At 52.8% G+C, this 20,765-nt stretch carries 20 protein-coding genes; 10 read left to right on the forward strand and 10 right to left on the reverse strand.

What is annotated here, in order from left to right; all coding sequences use genetic code 11:
• Positions 1-61 precede the first annotated feature (61 nt).
• The 5 genes from BW972_RS13805 (at position 62) to BW972_RS13825 (ending at position 6,867) form a co-directional block, all read left to right on the forward strand.
• Positions 62-1,981 carry a RecQ family ATP-dependent DNA helicase gene (locus BW972_RS13805; RefSeq protein ID WP_076422562.1) on the forward strand — a complete coding sequence of 640 codons (1,920 nt, stop codon included), beginning with the start codon at positions 62-64 and terminating at the stop codon, positions 1,979-1,981.
• A 54-nt stretch (positions 1,982-2,035) separates the two neighbouring features.
• Complete coding sequence (locus BW972_RS13810) at positions 2,036-3,028, forward strand: 2-hydroxyacid dehydrogenase (protein WP_076422563.1); 993 nt, start codon at positions 2,036-2,038, stop codon at positions 3,026-3,028.
• A 35-nt stretch (positions 3,029-3,063) separates the two neighbouring features.
• On the forward strand, positions 3,064-4,515 hold the full coding sequence (locus BW972_RS13815) for an L-lactate permease (protein ID WP_076422564.1): 1,452 nt from the start codon (positions 3,064-3,066) through the stop codon (positions 4,513-4,515).
• Between the two features lie 447 nt (positions 4,516-4,962).
• Entirely contained in the window at positions 4,963-5,715 is a 753-nt protein-coding gene (locus tag BW972_RS13820) for a helix-turn-helix domain-containing protein (RefSeq protein WP_234986387.1), read from the forward strand.
• A gap of 90 nt (positions 5,716-5,805) precedes the next feature.
• Positions 5,806-6,867 (forward strand): class I SAM-dependent methyltransferase, encoded by a 1,062-nt coding sequence (locus BW972_RS13825; RefSeq protein WP_076422565.1) that lies wholly within the window; start codon positions 5,806-5,808, stop codon positions 6,865-6,867.
• A gap of 12 nt (positions 6,868-6,879) precedes the next feature.
• Here the strand turns inward: BW972_RS13825 and BW972_RS13830 are convergent, their stop codons facing one another.
• The 4 genes from BW972_RS13830 to BW972_RS13845 form a co-directional block, all read right to left on the reverse strand.
• Positions 6,880-7,341, reverse strand: coding sequence for a hypothetical protein (locus BW972_RS13830; RefSeq protein ID WP_076422566.1), 462 nt, complete (start codon positions 7,339-7,341; stop codon positions 6,880-6,882).
• A 95-nt stretch (positions 7,342-7,436) separates the two neighbouring features.
• On the reverse strand, positions 7,437-7,925 hold the full coding sequence (locus tag BW972_RS13835; RefSeq protein WP_076422567.1) for a GNAT family N-acetyltransferase: 489 nt from the start codon (positions 7,923-7,925) through the stop codon (positions 7,437-7,439).
• A 10-nt stretch (positions 7,926-7,935) separates the two neighbouring features.
• Positions 7,936-8,565, reverse strand: a complete 630-nt coding sequence (locus BW972_RS13840) for an HAD family hydrolase (RefSeq protein ID WP_007652420.1) — start codon at positions 8,563-8,565, stop codon at positions 7,936-7,938.
• Positions 8,566-8,937 carry a nuclear transport factor 2 family protein gene (locus BW972_RS13845; RefSeq protein WP_234986388.1) on the reverse strand — a complete coding sequence of 124 codons (372 nt, stop codon included), beginning with the start codon at positions 8,935-8,937 and terminating at the stop codon, positions 8,566-8,568.
• A 121-nt stretch (positions 8,938-9,058) separates the two neighbouring features.
• Here BW972_RS13845 and BW972_RS13850 point away from each other — a divergent pair, with 121 nt between their 5' ends.
• Complete coding sequence (locus tag BW972_RS13850; protein WP_007652417.1) at positions 9,059-9,691, forward strand: YdcF family protein; 633 nt, start codon at positions 9,059-9,061, stop codon at positions 9,689-9,691.
• A 136-nt stretch (positions 9,692-9,827) separates the two neighbouring features.
• Here BW972_RS13850 and BW972_RS13855 read toward each other — a convergent pair whose 3' ends face one another.
• Positions 9,828-10,115 carry a DUF1330 domain-containing protein gene (locus BW972_RS13855; RefSeq protein WP_076422569.1) on the reverse strand — a complete coding sequence of 96 codons (288 nt, stop codon included), beginning with the start codon at positions 10,113-10,115 and terminating at the stop codon, positions 9,828-9,830.
• A 158-nt stretch (positions 10,116-10,273) separates the two neighbouring features.
• Between BW972_RS13855 and BW972_RS13860 the strand changes: the two genes are divergently transcribed.
• Together BW972_RS13860 and BW972_RS13865 are read left to right on the forward strand one after the other, a co-directional pair.
• Entirely contained in the window at positions 10,274-11,218 is a 945-nt protein-coding gene (locus BW972_RS13860) for an NADP-dependent oxidoreductase (protein ID WP_076422570.1), read from the forward strand.
• A 58-nt stretch (positions 11,219-11,276) separates the two neighbouring features.
• Positions 11,277-11,819, forward strand: coding sequence for a DinB family protein (locus BW972_RS13865; RefSeq protein ID WP_076422571.1), 543 nt, complete (start codon positions 11,277-11,279; stop codon positions 11,817-11,819).
• Between the two features lie 12 nt (positions 11,820-11,831).
• Here BW972_RS13865 and BW972_RS13870 read toward each other — a convergent pair whose 3' ends face one another.
• The 5 genes from BW972_RS13870 to BW972_RS13890 form a co-directional block, all read right to left on the reverse strand.
• Entirely contained in the window at positions 11,832-12,815 is a 984-nt protein-coding gene (locus BW972_RS13870; RefSeq protein WP_076422572.1) for an ABC transporter ATP-binding protein, read from the reverse strand.
• A 3-nt stretch (positions 12,816-12,818) separates the two neighbouring features.
• Positions 12,819-13,205 (reverse strand): SRPBCC domain-containing protein, encoded by a 387-nt coding sequence (locus BW972_RS13875; protein WP_007652404.1) that lies wholly within the window; start codon positions 13,203-13,205, stop codon positions 12,819-12,821.
• A 21-nt stretch (positions 13,206-13,226) separates the two neighbouring features.
• The gene (locus tag BW972_RS13880) at positions 13,227-13,442 is read right to left on the reverse strand and encodes a VF530 family protein (RefSeq protein ID WP_076422573.1); all 216 of its coding nucleotides are present in this window, start codon (positions 13,440-13,442) and stop codon (positions 13,227-13,229) included.
• Between the two features lie 85 nt (positions 13,443-13,527).
• Positions 13,528-14,736, reverse strand: coding sequence for a porin (locus tag BW972_RS13885; protein WP_007652400.1), 1,209 nt, complete (start codon positions 14,734-14,736; stop codon positions 13,528-13,530).
• A gap of 265 nt (positions 14,737-15,001) precedes the next feature.
• Entirely contained in the window at positions 15,002-16,201 is a 1,200-nt protein-coding gene (locus tag BW972_RS13890) for a phosphoglycerate kinase (RefSeq protein ID WP_007654840.1), read from the reverse strand.
• 817 nt (positions 16,202-17,018) lie between these two features.
• Here BW972_RS13890 and BW972_RS13895 point away from each other — a divergent pair.
• The gene (locus BW972_RS13895) at positions 17,019-19,745 is read left to right on the forward strand and encodes a D-alanine--D-alanine ligase family protein (protein WP_076422574.1); all 2,727 of its coding nucleotides are present in this window, start codon (positions 17,019-17,021) and stop codon (positions 19,743-19,745) included.
• 220 nt (positions 19,746-19,965) lie between these two features.
• Positions 19,966-20,742 carry a PASTA domain-containing protein gene (locus BW972_RS13900; RefSeq protein WP_040573912.1) on the forward strand — a complete coding sequence of 259 codons (777 nt, stop codon included), beginning with the start codon at positions 19,966-19,968 and terminating at the stop codon, positions 20,740-20,742.
• The last annotated feature ends 23 nt before the right edge of the window (positions 20,743-20,765 follow it).

The raw sequence follows: 20,765 nt of genomic DNA on the forward strand, positions 1-20,765 counted from the left end.
TCAGGCCTGGCAGCTAGTTTAGCCGATATACCTTATCTTCGCCTTTGTAAAGCACACACCCTTGCAAGACATTCACCACATACTTAAAACCTACTGGGGCTACGACCAATTCAGGCCGCTGCAGGAAGATATTATCCGCTCGGTGCTGGATGGGCAGGATACGCTGGCGCTATTACCGACGGGCGGGGGCAAGTCGATCTGCTTTCAGGTGCCGGCCATGGCCATGGAGGGAATCTGTATCGTGGTCACGCCGCTGATCGCGCTGATGAAGGACCAGGTGGAGCAGCTTAAGAAGCGCGGTATACCTGCTGTAGCTATCTTCTCGGGGATGAACCGCCGCGAGATCGACATCGCGATGGACAACTGCGTGTATGGCAATATCAAGTTCCTATACCTGTCTCCGGAGCGTTTGCAGACCGACCTGTTTCAGGAGCGGGTGAAGCGGATGAAGGTGAGCCTGCTGGCGGTGGACGAGGCGCACTGTATCTCGCAATGGGGTTACGATTTCCGCCCGCCATACCTGGAACTGGCCGCCCTGCGCGAAACGCTGCCGGCTATACCTGTGCTGGCCCTCACGGCCACGGCCACCGAGCAAGTGCGCGTCGATATACAGGAGAAACTGGCTTTCAAAAAGCAGAATGTGTTTGTCAAGAGCTTTGCCCGGGCCAATCTGTCTTACTCATGCCTCTATACCGAAGACAAAGTAGGTCGTCTGCTCGAGATCCTGCAGCGCATGCAGGGGCAGTCCATTGTGTATGTGCGCAGCCGGAGGCAGACGGTTGAGATCGCCCGCTTCCTGCAGAGCCGGCGTATACCTGCGGCAGCCTACCATGCGGGATTGAAGTTCGAGGAGCGCAACAAGACGCAGCAGGCCTGGATCGAGGACAAGGTGCGGGTAATGGTGGCAACCAACGCCTTCGGGATGGGCATCGATAAACCCGATGTAAGACTGGTGGTGCACCTTGATCTGCCGGAAAGCCTGGAGGCTTACTACCAGGAGGCAGGACGTGCCGGTCGCGATGAAAAGTACGCTTATGCCACGCTACTTTACGGCCCGAGCGACACCAAAGACCTGCTGCAGAAAGTGAAGGAGGCGCATCCGCCACTGGAGCTGATCCGGCGGGTATACCAGTGTCTGGCCAATTATTACCAGATTGCGGTGGGCAGCGGCTTTATGGGCAGTTTCGATTTCGACCTGGCTGCTTTCTCCAAGAACTATAAACTGTCGGCCCTCGAAACCCACCACGCCATCAAGCGGCTGGAAGGAGAAGGCTACGTGCAGCTCAACGAAGCTTATTACAGCCCGTCGCGGCTATACCTGCTACTCGACAACATGGCGCTTTACGAGTTCCAGGTGGCCAATGCCGAGCACGACGCCCTGCTGCGCCTGATCCTGCGCATGTATGGGGGCGAGGCTTTCACAGGCTTCGTGAAGATATCGGAGCGCAAACTGGCCGAACAGCTCAAAAAACCGGAACAGGAAGTGCGCCGCAAACTCGAGTACCTGCACAAGCTGCAGGTGCTGGTGTACGAGCCGCAGCACGATGCGCCGCAGCTGGTCTTCACGGTGCCCCGCCTGGATGCCGCCAACCTGCCGCTCAACCACAAAAAGCTCGACCAGCTCCGCGACCGTGCCATGAAGCAGGCCCAGGAAATGGCCCACTATGTAGAGACCACCGACCGCTGCCGCACACAGTTGCTGCTGGAGTACTTTGCCGAAGTCAGTGACAAGAGCTGCCGCATCTGCGACTACTGCCTGGCGCAGCGCAAGAAGGAGCGGGAAGGGCAGGAGCAGCAGGCTTTGCGGCAGAAGCTGCTGGAAGTGGTGCAGTCCAAAAATCTGCTGCCGAAAGAGCTCGTGCAGCAGTTCGAAGCCAGGCAAACCGACTCGGTAACCGAATTGCTGCGTGAACTCCTGGACACAGGCATTGTCAGGTACGCCGAGAGCGGCAAGTTATACCTAGCAACAGAACGGGTATAACCCACCGGAGGTTTTGCGTATAGTCTTATACCTGCTTATCAAAACCGTCGCGATATGAACGTACTCTTTTTCAGCTCCAAGGTATACGACAGCACTTTTTTTAATGCCGCAAACAAATCACACCAGCACAAACTCAGCTATCTGGAGGTACCGCTTAACAAGAACACCGCTGTGCTGGCCAATGGCTATGGGGCTGTCTGCATATTTGTGAATGACACCGCCAATGCCGAAGTGCTGCGGTTACTGGCAGAGCAGGGAGTGAAATTGATTGCGCTGCGATGTGCCGGTTTCAATAACGTAGACCTTGGTGCAGCTGCAGAACTGGGTATGAAAGTGGTGCGTGTACCAGCCTACTCGCCTTACTCGGTAGCAGAGCATACCCTGGCGCTCATCCTGACGCTCAACCGCAAAACTCACCGCGCCTACAACCGCGTGAAAGAAGGCAACTTCGCGCTAAACGGACTGATGGGCTTCGACCTCAACGGCAAGACTGTTGGCCTGATCGGACTCGGAAAGATCGGGCTTGTGACAGCAAAAATTCTGAAGGGCTTTGGCTGCCGCGTGCTGGGCTATGACATTGAGAAACGGGGTGAATTTGACGAGATAGGTATAGAATTCACCGACCTGAGCAGCCTCTACGCCAACTCCGACATTATCTCGTTGCACTGTCCGCTTACGCCGCAAACCCACCATATTATCAAAAAAGAAACCATCGCCCAAATGAAGCCGGGTGTGATGCTCATCAACACCAGCCGGGGTGCCCTGGTGGATACCAAAGCCGTCATTGCCGCACTCAAGAGTGGTCAGATCAAATACCTGGGCATCGATGTGTACGAAGAGGAAGCCGATCTTTTCTTCGAAGATCTGTCAGACCGCGTGATACAAGACGACGTGTTCATGCGGCTGCTTTCGTTCAACAATGTGCTGATCACGGGACACCAGGCCTTCTTCACCAGCAACGCCCTTGAAAGCATAGCAGGCATTACTTTGCAAAATATTGCTGACTTTGAACAAGGACGGCAATTGGAAAATGAAGTAAAGGCCTAAGCTATACCTCTCTACCTTCGCTATCGATCGACAAGATGCCTTATCTGCTCTCCCTGTTGCCTATTCTGCTGCTGGTTGTGCTCTCCCTTACCAGAGGGGTGAAGGTGGCGGTGCTGGTTGGGGCGATCTTCACGACTGTGCTGTTCTTTTACTGGGGCGCTACGGCAGCACATTTTATGGCTGCAATGGGGGCGTCGCTGCTCACGACCATCAATATCCTGATGATTGTACTGGGTGCTACCTTCCTTTACAACATCATGTCCCGGAATGGTCTGATCAACCAGATCACACATTCGCTCGATCAATTACACCCTTCTAAAGAGTTACGCTTTTTTCTGCTGGCTATCGGACTGACAGCTTTTTTTGAAGGAGTGGCTGGGTTCGGTACGCCGGGTGCCATTGTGCCGCTTATACTGATCGCCCTGGGTTTTGATGCCGTGCTTTCGGTGGCGGTGGTGCTGCTTTTCGATGGCTTGTTCGCTATTTTCGGGGCCGTCGGTACACCTTTGCTCACAGGCCTGCAAGTTCCTCTGGGTCTGCCTGATGCTGCCATACGCGATATCGCCTGGATGGCGGCAGGTATCAATGTGCTCGTTGGGCTGCTGATCCTTTGGCTGGTATTCCGGATGGTGGTACGCAGCCATGGCGACTTGAAGCACCGCAGGCAGGTGTTGTTGCTATACCTGTTCATTGCCTTGCCTTTTTTACTGCTGGCCTGGCTGGCTGCCGAGCTAGCCACCGTACTGGCTTCCCTGACCATGCTGGGGCTGTCAGTGCTATACCTGCGGCAGAAAAATGTAAAGATCGATTTGAAGCCCTGGTTACCTTATGCGCTGCTCGCAATAATGCTGCTGTTGCCAAAGCTCTCTCCTGTGTTGCGGAGTTGGCTTGGTTGGGAGTTGGCCTTTGAAAACATGTTCGGTACAGGTATACGGGCTGCCATCAGGCCGCTTGCCTCCCCCTTGCTGCCTTTTGCAGCGGTGGGGCTGGGGGTTGCGGCGCTGTACCGGAGTAAGTCCCTCTACCTGGCAGAGCCACTCAAAAAGATGCTGGCCGTGTTTGCCGTGCTTTTCCCTTCCATCGCCATTGCCCAACTGATGATCCATTCAGGTGTCACGCAGCCTTCCATGGTTCGGTACATTTCTGAAATGCTAAGCGGCCTGGGACCTGCCTATGTCGTGTTTGCACCTTTTGTGGGCATTATGGGTGCTTTCATCACAGGCAGCACCACCATTTCCAACGTCGTGTTCGGGGCTTCACAACTCGAGACGGCCGCGGTGCTGGGGCTCAATCCCAATGTGCTCCTGGCGCTGCAGCTGAGTGGTGCCGGACTGGGCAATGCCATTTGCCTGTTCAATATTATCGCGGCAGCATCAGTGGCAAACATCCAGAACTACAAGGCCATCCTGGCAGCCAATATGCTGCCTACGCTTCTGGCAGGGGCACTGGCAGGCGCATTTGGCTGGCTCGCTCTGTCCCTATTTTGATGCAATTAATTTGCTCCCTTTTCTGCTACAGGTTTTGTTAACTTACGCTTTATGGCCCTATATCAGTGTCTCAGTGCGATTCACCCAAAAGCGGATCTATGCTTTAACTAAATGTATAAAAATTGCTACTTTTTTTGGTGAAATGATGTTATGATAAATAGAGAAACCCTGCGGTTTTCAGTGAGTAACAGGCTCAAGTGAGAACAAAGAGCGATTGGCGGGGAGAGCATCCTTCACATTACGGGCGAAATAGGCGATGGAGGGTATGTAGGGAAATTTAACAAGGTATTTGTGCCCAGAAATGAAATATTGACCTTTGAAACAATTGCTGCCTTTGAAAGAAAAATAAACCACGATACACGGCCCTATGATCCGGGCCTTCAGTTCCTGCCAGGGCGTATGGAGGAAAGGCACCAACATGTTGACCCAAAGCTGGGGATTCCAGCTTTGCGGAGAAACTTTAACCTGATCTACCTTCTCCTCGATGGCCTCCATGATATACGCCTTGATGATAAGCACCGCTGGCTCATGCCGCATGATCTGGTCATTGTGCCGGCCAATGTGCTTTATGCTTCCACTAACATCAAAGACTGCAGGGGCTTCTGTATTGAATTTACAACGGAGTTTCTGGAGCCAGTCATGCAGGGAGCCCTGTCAGAACAATTTCCATTCTTTGATCTGGATGCTGAGCATGTCATCAGTCTCACCTCATACGAAAGCAAACTGTTGCAGCGGTCTTTTGAGGATATCATAGAAGTGTACAATGGCCATTCGAGGGAGAAAACACAACTGATCCGAAATTATATTCATATCCTGCTCTTGCTCATCCGTGACTGCTACAAAGCCAGGTACACAGTTTACATCAAAGAGAAAGCTACCCGTGCCGTGCAATTGACAAGCGGCTTCCGGCACCTGGTTGACGAGCACTTCCGCGAAATGCACGAGGTGCAGCAGTATGCCAGCTTGCTCAATATCACACCGAAGCACCTGGCTGATGTTGTGAAAAGCACCACCGGCAAACCTCCGCACGAAATGATCCAAAATCGGCTCTTACAGGAAGCTCGTACGCTGCTCAGCCATACAGAAATGAGTATAGCTGAGATCGCCTATGCGCTGCATTTTGAGGACCAGTCCCATTTCAGCCACTTCATCAAACGCAAAACCGGGCAGACTCCACTAGAGATTCGCAAAAACTTCTAGTCTGCACAAATTATTCCGAAATTCATACAATACTTTCCATTGTAAGTGTTTTAATTTTAAGGTGTTATCTTCAAACTAAACACTACTGCTATGAAAGAGAATACAATTAATAGAAAGCAGGTCAGGCCGGAGCGGGTAGAGGATTTTGCACACCACGTACTGGATGACCTGAGCGCTGCCGAGCGAGTCAGGATGTCTTTTCTGGGCAGTCAACTGGGGCTTTACAAAGCGATGGTCAATGCAGGACCTATGACTGTAGGTCAGATTGCCCGAAGCGCCGGAGCCAGCATCAAACTGGTCAAGCGATGGGTGGACAGCTTGGCTGCAGATGGCTACCTACTGCACGAACCAGAGACCGATACTTTCTGCCTACCCGAGGCGCATGCCATTGCGCTGACCGACCCAACCAGCCCCCATTACATAGGCAACCGTTTCCTGAAAGGAAATGGGGACCAGTATGGCAAACCCCATGATATGATACTGCCAACAGTAAGTAGCCACGCCAAAGGAATTAACTTATTGCCTGAAGATGTATCTGGGCGGTTTTTCAGTGAGGAGTACCTGGCTAGTCTGCTGCATGACTGGATTCCTGCTGTGGAAGGACTTTCTGAAAAACTGGAAACAGGTATACTGGTAGCGGACCTGGGCTGTGGTCGCCACGGAGCTTCGACGCTAGTGATGGCTCGCGTGTTTCCTAAATCTACCTTCCTGGGCTATGACAGGTATATCTCCTCTGTAGAGCGGGCTAATCTGCTTGCCAAAGAGAAGCATATCGTGAATGCGCACTTTGAGTGGGCCACCGAAGAACAGGTGTATGCTTACGAGTATGACCTGATCACGCTTATCGAAACTTTGAACTGCATGGGGGACAGCCTACAGGATCTGCTATCTGAATGTTACCAGGTACTCAAAGCAGACGGTGTGCTGGTGATAGCGGAAGCCAAAGACAGCAGCATCGTAAGCGAAGAGCAGTACCAGCGCCTGCGCTCCTCCAAAGTACTGCCTGTTTTGGAAGAGCACATATACCGGGTAGAGCGTGGTATTGACGGACACGAGCACGAACTGCATAGAGCATCCACAGCAGCTGGTTTTTCAGTTTTCCGTAAGGTATCGGAAACCCTCTACGACAAGGTATACGAACTGCGGCGCTAAGGTGCCAGTTAACTAGAGTTTGACTTCTACTGTCTCCTGTCGCTTGTCATGGTCCAGTGTCTGGTCGTAGTGAAACACTGTTTCGTAGCCGTTGATAGATACGGTTTTGGTTACGTCCAGCACCAGCCGGTCCTGCTCTTTATGAATTTCCCGCAGTTGTTGGTCCAGCTGCAGGGGCGCAGTTCTGAGGGGCAGCTCCTGGAATGGCATCCAACCGAAGGTAGTGTCCAGTACGATCTCGTCTTTGGGCAGGGTGGTGCTGATGCGGCGCAGCCTGAGGGTCAGGTTCAATTTAGAGTCCTGCCAGCGGGTTTCACTGTAATCTGTTTCCGTAAAAATTTTGAAGGCCACCTCTTTGTTATACACAGGGGACTCAGGGATCGGCATTTCTTCTTCTTTTTCTTTGTCGCAGCCGCTTGTGAGCAACAATAAAAGCGCCAGAAAGGGCGCAAGGGTGCGTGATTTTAGAACCATGGTAATCGTAAGTGAAAGCTGTTAGGGGGAAGGCAACATGCGGTGTTACCTTCTTAGCATTACGAAGCGCCCCAGCTTCAGTTTTCGGTTCCGGCTTAGTTTTTTCTCGAATTTCCCGGCTCCTGCAGAGGCAGCACCATGTGCTGTGTAGAGGGGGTGAAGCCCAGTGATTCCCAGAAGCGGATGGCCTTCGGGTTTTGCACCGACACCTGGAGCTCGAGGTGATCGGCTCCCCGGTCGCTGAGCCATTTGCGGGCGGCCTCAAACAATTCCTTGCCGATGCCTTTGCCCCGATATCCGGCACGCACCACCGTCTCGCCAATGTAACCTTTGCTGGATAGCTTGAAGCCTGCCGAGCCGGGCCGTAGACTGGCTACCAGCATACCTGCCCAGGTATCCGCATCCTGGTACACAAACACCCGGGTGCTTTTGTCCTTGAGGCGGTGGAGCAGCTCTGCCTTCAGAGCCTGCTCGCTGCCCGGCTTAAAGCGGAATACGGCATGGTGGGGCTGATGCAGATCGAGCAGCAGGCACCAGAGCTCGTAGAACTCATCAATATCCTCAGGCTGGGCTTCATAGATCATAGCGGAGCTGCTAGAAAAGCGTGGTCAGATCATTGATGCGCTCCAGGCGGTGCTCATACTCATCCACTTCGCGGTAGCCGTAACCGGCGTGTATAAACGGAACGCCCGCTTTCCGGGCGGCATCCAGATCACCGGGGGTGTCACCTACATACACAGGTGCCTGCAGGTTGTTGCGTTCCACGATGGCTTTCAGGTTCACATCCTTCGGGTCACCAGTACGGCCGGAGCACTCGAAGTCACCGAAGTACCTGCCCAGGTCGTGCCGCTCCAGAAAAGCCTCGATGTAGCCGTCCTGGCAATTGCTCACGATAAAGAGGCGGTACTTGCCGTGCAGGTACTGCAGGGTTTCTTCCAGGCCCTCGTACAAGTCGCCTCCATGCGCGCGGATATGGGCCATTTCTTCTTTACCACTCACTTCCATCAGTTCCTGGCGCTGAGCCTGGTCCAGGTGCGGGAAAAGCATATCAAAGATCAGGTTGTGCTGCGTGCCGGCAATGGAGCGGATCTTGTCAGGTGTGATCTCCTGTATCTCAAAGTCAACTTTCTGGCGGGCGGCGCTCCATGCTTTGGCCACGGTCTGGGCAGCATCCCAGAGGGTGCCGTCCAGGTCAAATATGATACTGTCTATCTGGTTCGTCATTTATTGGGTATTGTAAGGCGGTATAAAAGTCACCTCTACGATCAAGCCATCCTTTACGCGGTATACGGCTATGGCGTCGGTGCGCGGTTCACCTTTTTTTCGCTGCACCTTCTCCTGGTCGATCACCACGTCGCCTGCCACAATGCGGTTCACGATTTCGCAGTGCAGGTCCGGGGTGCTGGAGAACATGGCGCCGTAGCGCTTGTGCAGTTCGTCGCGGCCCTGGTAGGTGAGCACGCCGGGCTGGCGGTATACCTTCACGGTGTCGCTGAAGGCGCTGGCAAACAGATCAATGTCGCGGCTGTTGTAGCCTTTCAATTGCAGCTCTACCGGTTTTACAACGGCAGGCGTTTCAGGTTTGCTTTGGCTCATGGCAGGGATGCTGCTAAATAAAAGGATGGTGAGAGGTAGCAGGTATTTTTTGATCATGTACAAAATTAGGCAATTTTGTGGGGATATACCTTGCCCATTTACATTGCGTATAAGCGGAGCTATGATAGAAGAACTCATCATTCGCGCACTTTGCGATACAATACCTGAAGAGCCGGTAGACGGTTTGTTTCTGTTCGGCCAGACCGAAGACAATCAGCAGGCGGCCTTTGAAACAGCCCATCAGTTTTTACAAAGCGGCCGCACCGATAAGGTGCTCTGCCTCGGAACCAAAGCCATGAGCGGCTACCCCGGATTTGAGGTATGGAAAGAGGAGATGAAAAAGCTAGGTATAGGAGCGGAGCAAATTATACCTGTGCCGCCCGTGCCCGAAGATACAGAGATGCTCCATACCCTGATCGAGGCTACTTCGGCAGTGCGCTATGCCAGGGAGCAGGGCTATAAAAGAATGGTGGTAACGGCTGCTCCGTTCCAACAGCCACGTGCTTTTATGACAGCCATCACCGCTGCACTGCGGGAGCACCCGTCACTATACCTGTACAGTCTGCCAGGCAAGCCCATGCCCTGGCAGGAGGAAGTGACCCATTCGCAGGGCAAGCTCGAAGACACCCGCGCCGGGCTCATCGCCGGTGAGATGGAGCGCATCCGCTGCTACCACGACCGCAACGACCTTATCTCTGTGAAAGAGGCGCTGGACTATCTGAATCGGCGCGATAAAAAGAAGTTAGATTCGTAATCTGTCTCTATCTCCAATTTCAGTCTAAGGAACAATTTGTTTAATCTGTCATCCCGACAATAGGAGAGATCTGAATGATTTCAAGGCCTAAGCCATGTTTCAGATTTCTCCCAAAGGTCGAAATGACAGGAAAAGCTTAAAATCCCTCCACCGCGATCATGCGTGTGCTAGAGGCGCTTTGGCGCAGAGCTTTGGCCGGGGCGTATTCTTCTGACGACCACCAGGCTTTGGCTTTTTCCATGGTTGGGAATTCCAGGATCACGATGCGCTGTGGCTCCTGCTCACCTTCCAGTAGCTCCGTAGCGCCACCGCGCACGATGAACTTGCCGTCAAATGGTTTTAGGGAGCCCGGTGTTAGTTTTTTGTAATCTTCGTAAGTGGCAGGATCTTTTACTTCCACCTCTACTATAATGTATGCTGGCATAGGTTTATTGTTTGAGTTTATTGCGTATGCATATTAGGTATAATCTGCTGCAGCTGCAAATGTCAGGTACATTACGGAGACTCCTATACCTGTCGGTACAACTTTTTGCTCTGGCTTCAGTTTAAAATAATCTTGGTACAGGATAAGATTTTTAAACTATGAAAGCATACATTTTACATGAACCGGGAGGGCCAGACAAATTACAATTGGAAGAAACGGACCGACCCAAGCCAGATAAAAACGAGGTGTTAGTAAAAGTCAGGGCTTTGAGTATAAATCCTGTCGATACCAAAACCAGGGAAGGCAAGTCGCTTTACGACAAGCTGAAGGAGACACCGCCCGTTATTCTGGGTTGGGATATTTCGGGTGAAGTAGTGGAAGTAGGGGAAGAGGTGCAGTATTTTAAACCTGGTGACGAAGTGTTCGGGATGGTAAATTTCCCGGGACACGGAAAAGCCTATGCCGAGTATGTGGCGGCACCGGAGGCACATCTGGCGCATAAGCCGGCTAATGTGCCGCACCACGAGGCAGCGGCTGCCACCCTGGCGGCTCTCACGGCCTGGCAGGTGCTGGTGCACGAGGCCGGTATTCAGCCTGGTCAACGTGTGCTCATTCATGCCGCTGCGGGAGGGGTAGGCCATTTCGCGGTGCAGATCGCCAAGTATTTCGGCGCTTCCGTAATCGGAACGGCCTCAGCTGAGAACCACGATTTTCTACGCAACATGGGGGCTGACGAGCAGATCGACTACCACGATTTCAAGGTAGAAGACGTGGTGATGGACATTGATATCGTGTTCGACTCGCTCGGAGAGGAAAACACGCGCCGCTCCCTCCAGACGCTGAAAGACGGGGGCAAGATCATCTCCATACTTGGGGGTGCCAAAGAGCAGGTGCAGGCGCTGGCAAAAGAGCGCAACATCGAGGCAAAGAATTACCTCGTGCATTCCAGCGGCGAAGATATGGCTAAGATTGCTGACCTGATGAGCCAGGGACGGCTGCAGGCACATGTGTCGCACGTATATGACTTTGCAGACATGGCCAGGGCGCACCAGCAGTTAGAGACCCGCAAAACACGCGGCAAGGTTGTCGTGCATGTGAGCTGAGGTCGGGAAGACCTGCCGCAGCTGCTTAAACCAAGGAGTATACCCTAAACCTAATTTTATGACACAGACCAAAAACCTTGAAGTATGGCTGCGCGGTCCGCTGCCTGACGTACCTGCTTTGCTGCAGCCAGTAGCCCATGCGCTGCTGCAAGCCCGCGAAGAAGTCGGAAGTTTTATGCAGGACTTCCCGGACGACCTGCTCTGGGAGCGACCTGCCGGAGTGGCTTCGGTGGGCTATCACCTGCAGCACCTCACCGGCATATTGGAGCGGCTCTTTGCCTATGCCCGTGGTGAGCAGTTAAGCGAGCCCCAACTGGCCTATCTGTATGCCGAAGGCAAACCGGTAGGGGAGGACAAGCAGTCCGAAACGCTGGTGCAGAAGTTTAACGAGCAGGTAGATAAGGCCATGGACCAATTACGGCAGACTGATGAAAACAGCCTGACCGAAAGCCGAAGGGTAGGACGTGCACAGGTAGAGTCCACGGTGATGGGTCTGCTTTTTCACGCCGCGGAACATAGCATGCGCCATGTGGGGCAGCTGCTGGTAACGGCACGGGTGCTGCGGGAGCGGGAAATGTCAAATGGGAGTATAGTAGACTGAGGCTATTCCTGATCAGACAAAACTAATCTGCTCCAGTTCAACAGTCAGGTATACCTTCTCGCCGGTAGCGGCAGGTATAGCTTGTGTTCTTACATTGATGCTGGTGCCCGAGAGTTGTATCTGCACGTCGTAAAATCCACCGTAAAATGTGATTTTTTGCACGGTGCCAGTCAAAGAGCCAGCGGCTTCGCTTACAAACCGAATGTGTTCCGGACGAACCAGTATGTCACGGCCCTGAGGTGCTATACCTAGCTTGGCTACGAATTCAGAAGCCGCCTCAGCAGGGATCAGGTTGAAGCTACCAAAAAGACCAGCGGTATAAGTATCGGTTGGGTGGTGGTATACCTGCTCGGGTGTGCCTTGCTGGATGATCCGGCCGCCTTTGATCACGAGAATGCGGTCGGCCCAGGAGAGCGTGTCGTGCGGGTCGTGGGAAATGAGGATGCAGGTAATGGCAAGCCGCTCGGTGATGTCGTGGATAACCTCTTTGAGTAATTCCTTGTGGCCTTTGTCGAGGTTAGAGTAAGGCTCGTCGAGCAGCAGCAGACTGGGCCAGGTACTGAGCAGGCGAGCCAGGGCAATGCGCTGCCGCTCCCCGCCTGAAAGCTGGTTGGTCTTGCGCTGCTTCAGATGACTGATGCGGCATACCTCGTACAAGGTTTCGGCTTCGTCGCCCTGCAGCATGTTGGCGTAGCGCAGCACCTGCTCCACTCTCAGAAATTGCGGCAGATCATAGTGCTGCGACAAATAGGCGATGCCTTCATGACCCGGCACCAGCTTGTCGTGCGGACCGATCACGCGTTTGCCTTCAAACGTGATCTGACCGGCGCTGGCCTGCACCAATCCAGCAATGGTTTGCAGCAGCGTGCTTTTGCCGGACCCGGTTTCGCCTGCTATCGCAATTTTCTCGTACTCGCCCTGCTCAAAGCTGATGTCGTGCAGCACGGTATGGCCGTCTTCATCCACCTGGATACCGGATACTTCTAGGAAACTCAAAGCCTAAAACTCATCCTCGTAAAACTCGATCAGGGCACCGAAGTACGCTTCGTTCCAGCCTTCCACGATGTCATCATAGTCCTCGTCAGGGATGTTGAGGTGGCGCAGCTCGGCGGAGGTGCCATGTTTGTGTGGGTGCAGCTTAATGGTGACAATCGACTTGTCTGTCTGTTCGCCGAAATACCACTCCTGCACGATCATTTTGCCTTCCTCAAACTCCAGATTCCTGCCTACGATGTTACCCTCAAAAAGCGAAAACTCCGAGCCCGGCTCCGTCGACATCTCTGCCGGGTCGCCTGTCCATAGCTGAATAGTGCTGGGGTTGGTCAGGGCCACATACACCTCCTCAGGGGCAGCCGGAATGATATAATATTTTTTGTAGTCTTTCATATCGATCGCTTTCGTAAGGTCCTAGCTGAAGGTTCTGATGTAGAGCTCCTCTACTTTCTGCCTTGCCCAGGGTGTTTTGCGCAAAAACTTTAAACTGGAGTTGATGCTCGGGTTGTTGTTGAAACTATTGATGTTGATCTTATAACCTAGCTCTTCCCAGCCATAATAGTCTACGAGCTGCACCAGGATGCGCTCCATTGTTTTGCCGTGCAGGGGATTGTTTTTCTGTTCTTCCATACGCAAGTGTTAGGGCTCGCAAGTTCCATACATTATCCTGAATACGCAATTTAATTAGCCGAAGGCTGCTATACCTGTTCGTGACCTATATCCCCAGTTCGACCTGCACACCAGTCGTCCAGTGATAGTCGTTGTTCACGGGCAGGAAAGGATTGAAGGAGTGGTAGCCCACATTAGCCTGTAACTTAAGGCGGTGTGCCCGCAGGTATTTGGTTACGCCCGCCAGGTAGGCCTCTTCGGTGTTTTCCAGAGAGCGCACTTCCTGGTTGGGTGTTATGCGGGAGTAGCGACCTGCCAGCTCCACATTGTTCGGGAAGATATAGCTCAACTGGTAATTTTGTCCACGGCCGGTCAGGATGTGGCGTCGATCGCCTGCAGCATTGAGCGTGATCGGGTTGTCTGCCTCCCGCGCCATATATTCGGCATAAAGGGCCATCCCTCTGTACTTGAGCAGACCATCAAAAATATAGGTTTGAATGTCCGTCTGCTCGTACAGGTCACGACCGATCTGGCCACCCGTGCGGCGGGCACCTTCGTTATGGCTCATACCACCTGCCAGGGAAAGTTTTGGGGTCGGTTCACGCTCCAGGTCGCCTTCAAAATAATCGCCTCCGTTGGTGAACTTGCCAAAGGGTAGGAGCTCCAAGCGCCCGGTATAGGCCAGACCTTTGTCAGTCGAGAACACGTTGCGACCCTCACCAGCCGTCAGAGCACCTTTGAGCATATAGTGGAAACCCCCGAACTGATTGCTATACACCGCCTGAAAACCAAAGTCACGGTCAACGTTAAAGGCCACATTCACGATGGAGCGGTCGATGAACTGCTGATCACCGGAAGAGATCACACGCTGTCGGTTGCCAGGAAGTTTGGTCTGTCCGAAAGCGAATTGCCAGTTTTCGTTAGGCCGGTAGTATACCACGGCATCGCGCACCACATTAGGGCTGGTGTTGATGTTGGATTGGTCGCGCATGCTCCAGTCCATGTCGCCGCGCGAGAAAGAGAGTTGTATGTTATAGGTCAGTTTGGGAGAGTACATAAAACCCTCGAAGCGCAGACGCAGACGGCGCACCCGCATTTCATATTCTGACACTCCAAAATCGTCCTTTGCAATGGAGTTATACATGGCCCGGCTTTGCACACGAAACCGCATGTTGATCGAGAAGGAGCTGTCCGGAGTCACAAGGCCAACACCGCGTTTGAAGTTGAACAGTGGCTGATTGCTTTCTTGAGTCTGGGCAACAGTTGCAACAGGACATGCCAGCAAAAGCGCCAGCAATAGGGTATAAATTTTCATGTTTAGTCTCTGGCTCTTATGGAGTTCATCTGGTCTTCAGAGCTTAAAAAGGACCAATGTAATCAGGTGTAAATTCAGTGGAAACAGCAAGTACTGTGAGATCAGATGCTGGCTGCTGTTTAGCAAAATCCCCCGCTACTGAAAAGCAGCGGGGGATTTCTTGAGTTAATAGTGTTCTTGCTTGTTCTATGCCTACTGCCCTCGCTCGCGAGACGCGAGCGAGGGTGTCAGGAGACGGTTTAACTAGCGCGTTAGTTTTATTAGATTAATAGTCGTCACGCTCAATGGCGGCCACACCTGGCAGGGTCTTGCCTTCCATGTACTCCAGCAGCGCACCGCCACCAGTCGACACGTAAGACACGCGGTCGGCATAGCCCAGCTGGTTTACAGCAGCGGCAGAGTCACCACCACCGATCAGCGAGTAAGCACCACGGCGGGTTGCATCTACCACTGCTTCAGCCACGGCTTCAGTTCCTACTGAGAAGTTCGACATCTCGAACACTCCCATCGGGCCATTCCACAAGATCGTTTTCGAGTTGCGAATCACATCAGCATACATTTCGCGGGCGTTTGGTCCGATGTCAAGGCCCATCCACATCGGCTTGATATGGTGGCTTAGGGAGGTGTCCACGTTGGCGTCGTTGCTGAACTCATCGGCGATGATGGAGTCAACAGGGATCATCAGGTTCACACCTTTTTCTTTGGCCATCGCGATGAGGCGTGCAGCAAGTTCTACTTTATCTTCCTCCACCAGCGATGAACCGATCTGTCCGCCATCAGCCTTCACGAAGGTATAGCTCATGCCACCACCGATCAGCAGGTTGTCCACGCGGTCCATCAGCTTCTCGATGATCAGAATTTTGTCAGATATTTTGGCACCACCCATAATAGCGGTATAAGGACGTTCGGCATTGTCCATCACGCGGCGGGCATTGTCGAGTTCAGCATGCATCACGTAACCCATTACCTTGTCGTTCGGGAAATAGCGGGCGATCACGGCTGTAGAAGCGTGCTCTCGGTGTGCGGTACCAAAGGCATCATTCACATAAACATCACCTATACTGGCCAGTTGTTGTGCAAATTCCGGATCACCTTTTTCCTCAGCCTTGTGGAAACGAAGGTTCTCGAGCAACAGGATTTCACCTGGCTGCAGGTCTTGTGCCAGTTGTGCCGCCTCAGGGCCTATGCAGTCAGTAGCAAACTTAACAGTAGTGTTGAATTCCTGTGAAAGACGATCCACGAGGTGACGCAGGGAGTATTTCTCTTCCGGTCCGGCTTTCGGGCGGCCCAGGTGCGACATCAGGATGACAGCACCGCCATCGTTCAATATTTTCTGGATAGTCGGCACGGCCGCACGGATACGGGTGTCATCGGTAATGCGGTAGTCAGCATCCAGCGGAACATTAAAGTCCACCCGGACAAGCGCCTTCTTGCCGGCAAAGTTATACGCGTCTACAGTTCTCATGATTTGTCTTTTTCGTTAGTCTTACTCGTTTTTCGTTTTTACGGAGTTTTTGTTTCCGGTATGCGCAATTGGGTGTACAAATATAGTGAAAAGGGTATTTGTCTGAATCAGGATTTTCAGGATTTTAGGATTAACAGGATTTTCACAGATACCGGGCCCAACCACCCCTAGCCACAGATGCTTTCAACTCAAGGAATAACGATTCTTCACTGTCATCTCGACAGAATGGAGAGATCTTCATTCTTTGAGAACAGCGGACTATTTTAGATTTCTCGCGAATAGAGGGCTCTTGACCCTTGCTTGTCAATAACAGGGGAATTGAGAACGATTGTCATCCCCCTGCCCCCTTAGAAGGCAGGGCTGTTAAGTTCTACATTATATGGTCAGTTCATGGCACCACCATTAGACATAGCAATAGCCAAGTTCTCCCCTTGAGGGGAGCCAGAGGGGTGTTGGCGGTAGGCATAAGGCCCGCCCGGCCAGGGCAAGCTATGAAACAGCACCGGTTGCTATACCTGCAACAACCGCCGCTACGCTAGAAAGAGCAGTTATACTGGGCCAGAGGCCCTACCATAGCAAGTCACGAGCGAGAACGCTCGCGCCATAACATATTGCGATAGGCAACTCGCGCCACGATACTCCCAGCCGGCAGCAAGTCAAACTACTCCTCCCTTGGTTAAACATTGAATTTCCACCCCATCTCCACCGTTATACCTATACCGGGCATCATAAATCCCGATTTCGCTATGTATTTCCAATTGCATCCTGTATCTTTTGCCCCTTAAAATACTGAGTGTATTTGTTACCTTTGCATACCATGAGAGTAGGAATAATATTTGGCGGACCGTCCCGTGAGCGTGAGATCTCTTTCGCAGGCGGCCGTACCGTGTACGACAATTTAGACAAAGCCCTTTTTGAGGCCGTTCCGGTGTTTGCCGACAGCCTCGGTAACTTCATTTTGCTGGACTGGCAGTACATCTACAAAGGCACCATCCGTGACTTCTACCCGCCGGTGGAGGCCCTGCCGGAGAGTGAGCACGGACTGCAGATCTACCTGGAGTCGCTGGGCGAACTGAGCATCGAGGAGCAGGACCGCATCATCGCCAAAGCCGGCAAGCGCCTGTTGCCGCACGAGTTCAAGAACCACTTCGACTTCGCTTTCCTGGCGCTGCATGGACCTTATGGTGAGGATGGCAGCATTCAGGGATTGCTCGAGTGGTACCATATTCCGTACTCCGGATCAGGTATACTGCCATCTTCCATAGGTATAGACAAAGCCGCACAGAAGGAAATGCTCAAGCAGCATGGCTTCCCGACGCCGGATTACTGCAAGGTGCAGTACGTGGAGTGGAAAGATGTTAACAACCGCAAGCAGCTGTTCGAGTCGCTGGTAGCCGACTTGGGTCTGCCGCTAGTGCTCAAGGCGCCGCATCAGGGTTCTTCTATTGGCGTTTCCATTGTGAAGGAGCACAACTACGAGCTCTTTGAGCAGGGCATGGACCGTAGTTTCTTTACCAAGAACATCTACAAAGCGCAATGGCAGGCGCTGGGTGAGGAGAAGCAGGTAGCTAGTATGAAGCAACTCGTGGATATCCGCGAAGGCATTGGCATGCCGGTTGTGCTCGAAGATGGCACCATCCTGTACCACCCGGAAGAGCTATTGAACCATATCAACCATACCTTCGCTACGACTGATACCGAGACGATCGTGCTGACAAGTGTGGAGCATGAGCAGCAGGTGTTGGTAGAGGCTTTCATCAGCGGACGTGAGTTCTCATGTATCGTGGTGCAGGACGAGACTGGTGCGCCGATCGCTTTGCCGCCGACTGAGATCGTGAAGGGCAGCGAGGTGTTTGATTATCGTTCCAAGTACCTGCCGGGTCTGGCGCGTAAGATCACGCCGATCAACCTGCCAAGTGGGCAGATTCAGGAAATTCGTAAGGCCTGCAGCAAGCTGTTTGTCAATCTGGGCTTCAACGTGTATGCCCGTCTCGACGGCTTCATCACTGAGGAAGGCAATATCTTCCTGAACGACCCGAACACGACGTCAGGGATGCTGCCGTCGTCGTTCTTCTTCCACCAGGCGGCTGAGATCGGCTTGAACCCTTCGCAGTTCCTGACCTACATCATCCGTACGTCGGTGGCCGAGCGCCTGAAGTCAGGTAAGGACACCGTGACGTTGACGAGACTGTTAAGCCAACTCGACAATGCCATCCGTGAGGAGAACGCCCACCGCCACGACAAGATCCGGGTGGGGGTGATCATGGGTGGTTATTCCTCTGAAAGACACATTTCCGTGGAGAGCGGTCGTAACATTTACGAAAAGCTTTCTTCGTCTACCAAATACGAGCCGCTGCCGATCTTCCTGACAGGTAGCAACGAGGAGCATCGTCTGTACAGCATTCCGATCAACATCATGCTGAAGGACAATGCCGACGACATCAAAGAGAAGATCCAGCATTTTGAGCACGGTGGCAAACCGCATCCGGTGCTGCAGGAAATTATCAGCGAGGCCGAAAGCATCACCCGCAAGTATACCGGTAAGAGCCTTGACGAGCCACAGCGCATCACTTACAGCCAGTTGCAGAACATGGTGGATGCGGTGTTCATCGCCTTGCACGGTCGTCCGGGCGAGGATGGAGCCCTGCAGCAGGAACTCGAGAAACTGGCTATACCTTACAACGGGTCCGGCATCAGCTCTTCGCAGATCACGATCAACAAATACGACACCAACGAAATCCTTGCCAAACACGGCGTGCCGGTAGCGCATCACCGCATGGCCTGGAAAGACGATTGGCTGAAAGATAAAGAGGCTTTCTACCAGAGTCTGGAAACTGAGTTCCGCTATCCGTTCATTGCCAAGCCAGCGGACGATGGCTGTAGCTCGGCTGTGAAAAAGATCAAGAACCGAGCAGAGCTGGATGCTTTTACGACCCTGATCTTCCGGGAGATGGAAGAACTGGATACGGAATGCGCCAGAACGCTGTCGCTGGGCTTCAAGGAGGAATTCCCGAACAAGCAGGGCTTCCTGGTAGAAACACTCATCAGCAAGAACGGCGCGAAGCACTTCCTGGAAATTACCGGTGGCCTGCTAACCACTTATGCACCAGACGGTACAGTTGCGTACGAGGTGTTTGAAGCTTCCGAAGCTCTGGCTGAAGGTGAGGTATTGTCGCTGGAAGAGAAGTTTTTGGCAGGGGAGGGGCAGAACATTACGCCGGCCCGCTATGCACAGGACCCGGAGCGCCGCCAGAAAATCTCTGACAAAGTGAAGGAAGACCTGAAGCGCGTAGCCCAGATCCTGAACATCGAAGGCTATGCCCGTATCGACGCCTTTGTGCGCGTGCTGGAAAACGACGAGGTGGAGACCATCATCATTGAGGTGAACTCCCTGCCAGGTATGACCCCGGCGACCTGTATCTTCCACCAGACCGCCATCAACGGCTACAAGCCTTACGAGTTCATCGACCGCATCCTGACGTTTGGAGTAGAAAGAAACGAGCGGGTGAAAGAACTGCAGGGGTATAAGTCGAGGAACATTTGAAGTTAGCCAGTTAAACCTATACCTGTCATTTCGAATGCAATGAGAAATCTGAGTTATCGTGGAAACCATGAAGTTATCCAGATTTCTCACCTTGTTCGAAATGACAGTAATGCCAGAGTGCTGAGATATAGCGAGTAAAATGCATTTGATACAATTCACTCATTCACTAATTCAAAAATCAAAAAGCCCCCACAGGGGCGAACAATCAATAATTAATTAAATGTTAAAGACGAATTCATTTGTGGGGGTGCTGGTACACCTGGCCTTGATGGGAGTGATTGTGGCCGGGTTGATCTTCGGATTCTTCTACCTATACCTGCCGTCGGCTACGAACCATGGCGAGACGATTTCGGTGCCGAAGATCACAGGTATGCAGTTGCCGGATGCTGAGGCGTTTCTGGAAGAACAGAACCTGCGCTATTTCGTAAACGACTCGAGTTATCATCCGGAGTACAAGCCTTTCGAGATCCTGACACAAGATCCTGCACCGGGCTCCAAAGTAAAGGAGAACCGCAAGATCTATATCAGCATCAACATGAAAAATCCGCCGATGATCAAGATGCCGAAGCTGATCGACGGATCGGTGAAAAATGCGGAGCTTATCCTGAAGAGCTACAACCTGCGTCGTGGCAAGATCACGAACGTGCCTGACCTGCAGCATGGTGCTGTGCTGAAGCAGTTCGTGAACGGCAAAGAGGTGCAGCCGGGTGACCAGGTACCAAAGGGTGCGGTGGTAGACCTGCACGTAGGTGACGGCCTTGGTAACACTGAATTTGAGGTGCCGGACGTGGTAGGTATGCCGCTCGACGAGGCTTCGGTGCTGCTGGTTGGCCAGAAGTTACAGCTGGGTAACATCATTTATGTGTCAGGCAGCGGCAAGCCGGATGGCACCATCATTCGTCAGCGTCCGATCGCTGATGTGAAAGCCATGATCAGAACGGGCGAGCTGGTGGACCTTTGGGTAGCCGGCGAAGAGCCAGTGCAAGGTATAGACTAACAGATGCGCCCGCTACTAACCGT

This window comes from Pontibacter lucknowensis (assembly GCF_900156415.1).
Taxonomy (GTDB): domain Bacteria; phylum Bacteroidota; class Bacteroidia; order Cytophagales; family Hymenobacteraceae; genus Pontibacter; species Pontibacter lucknowensis.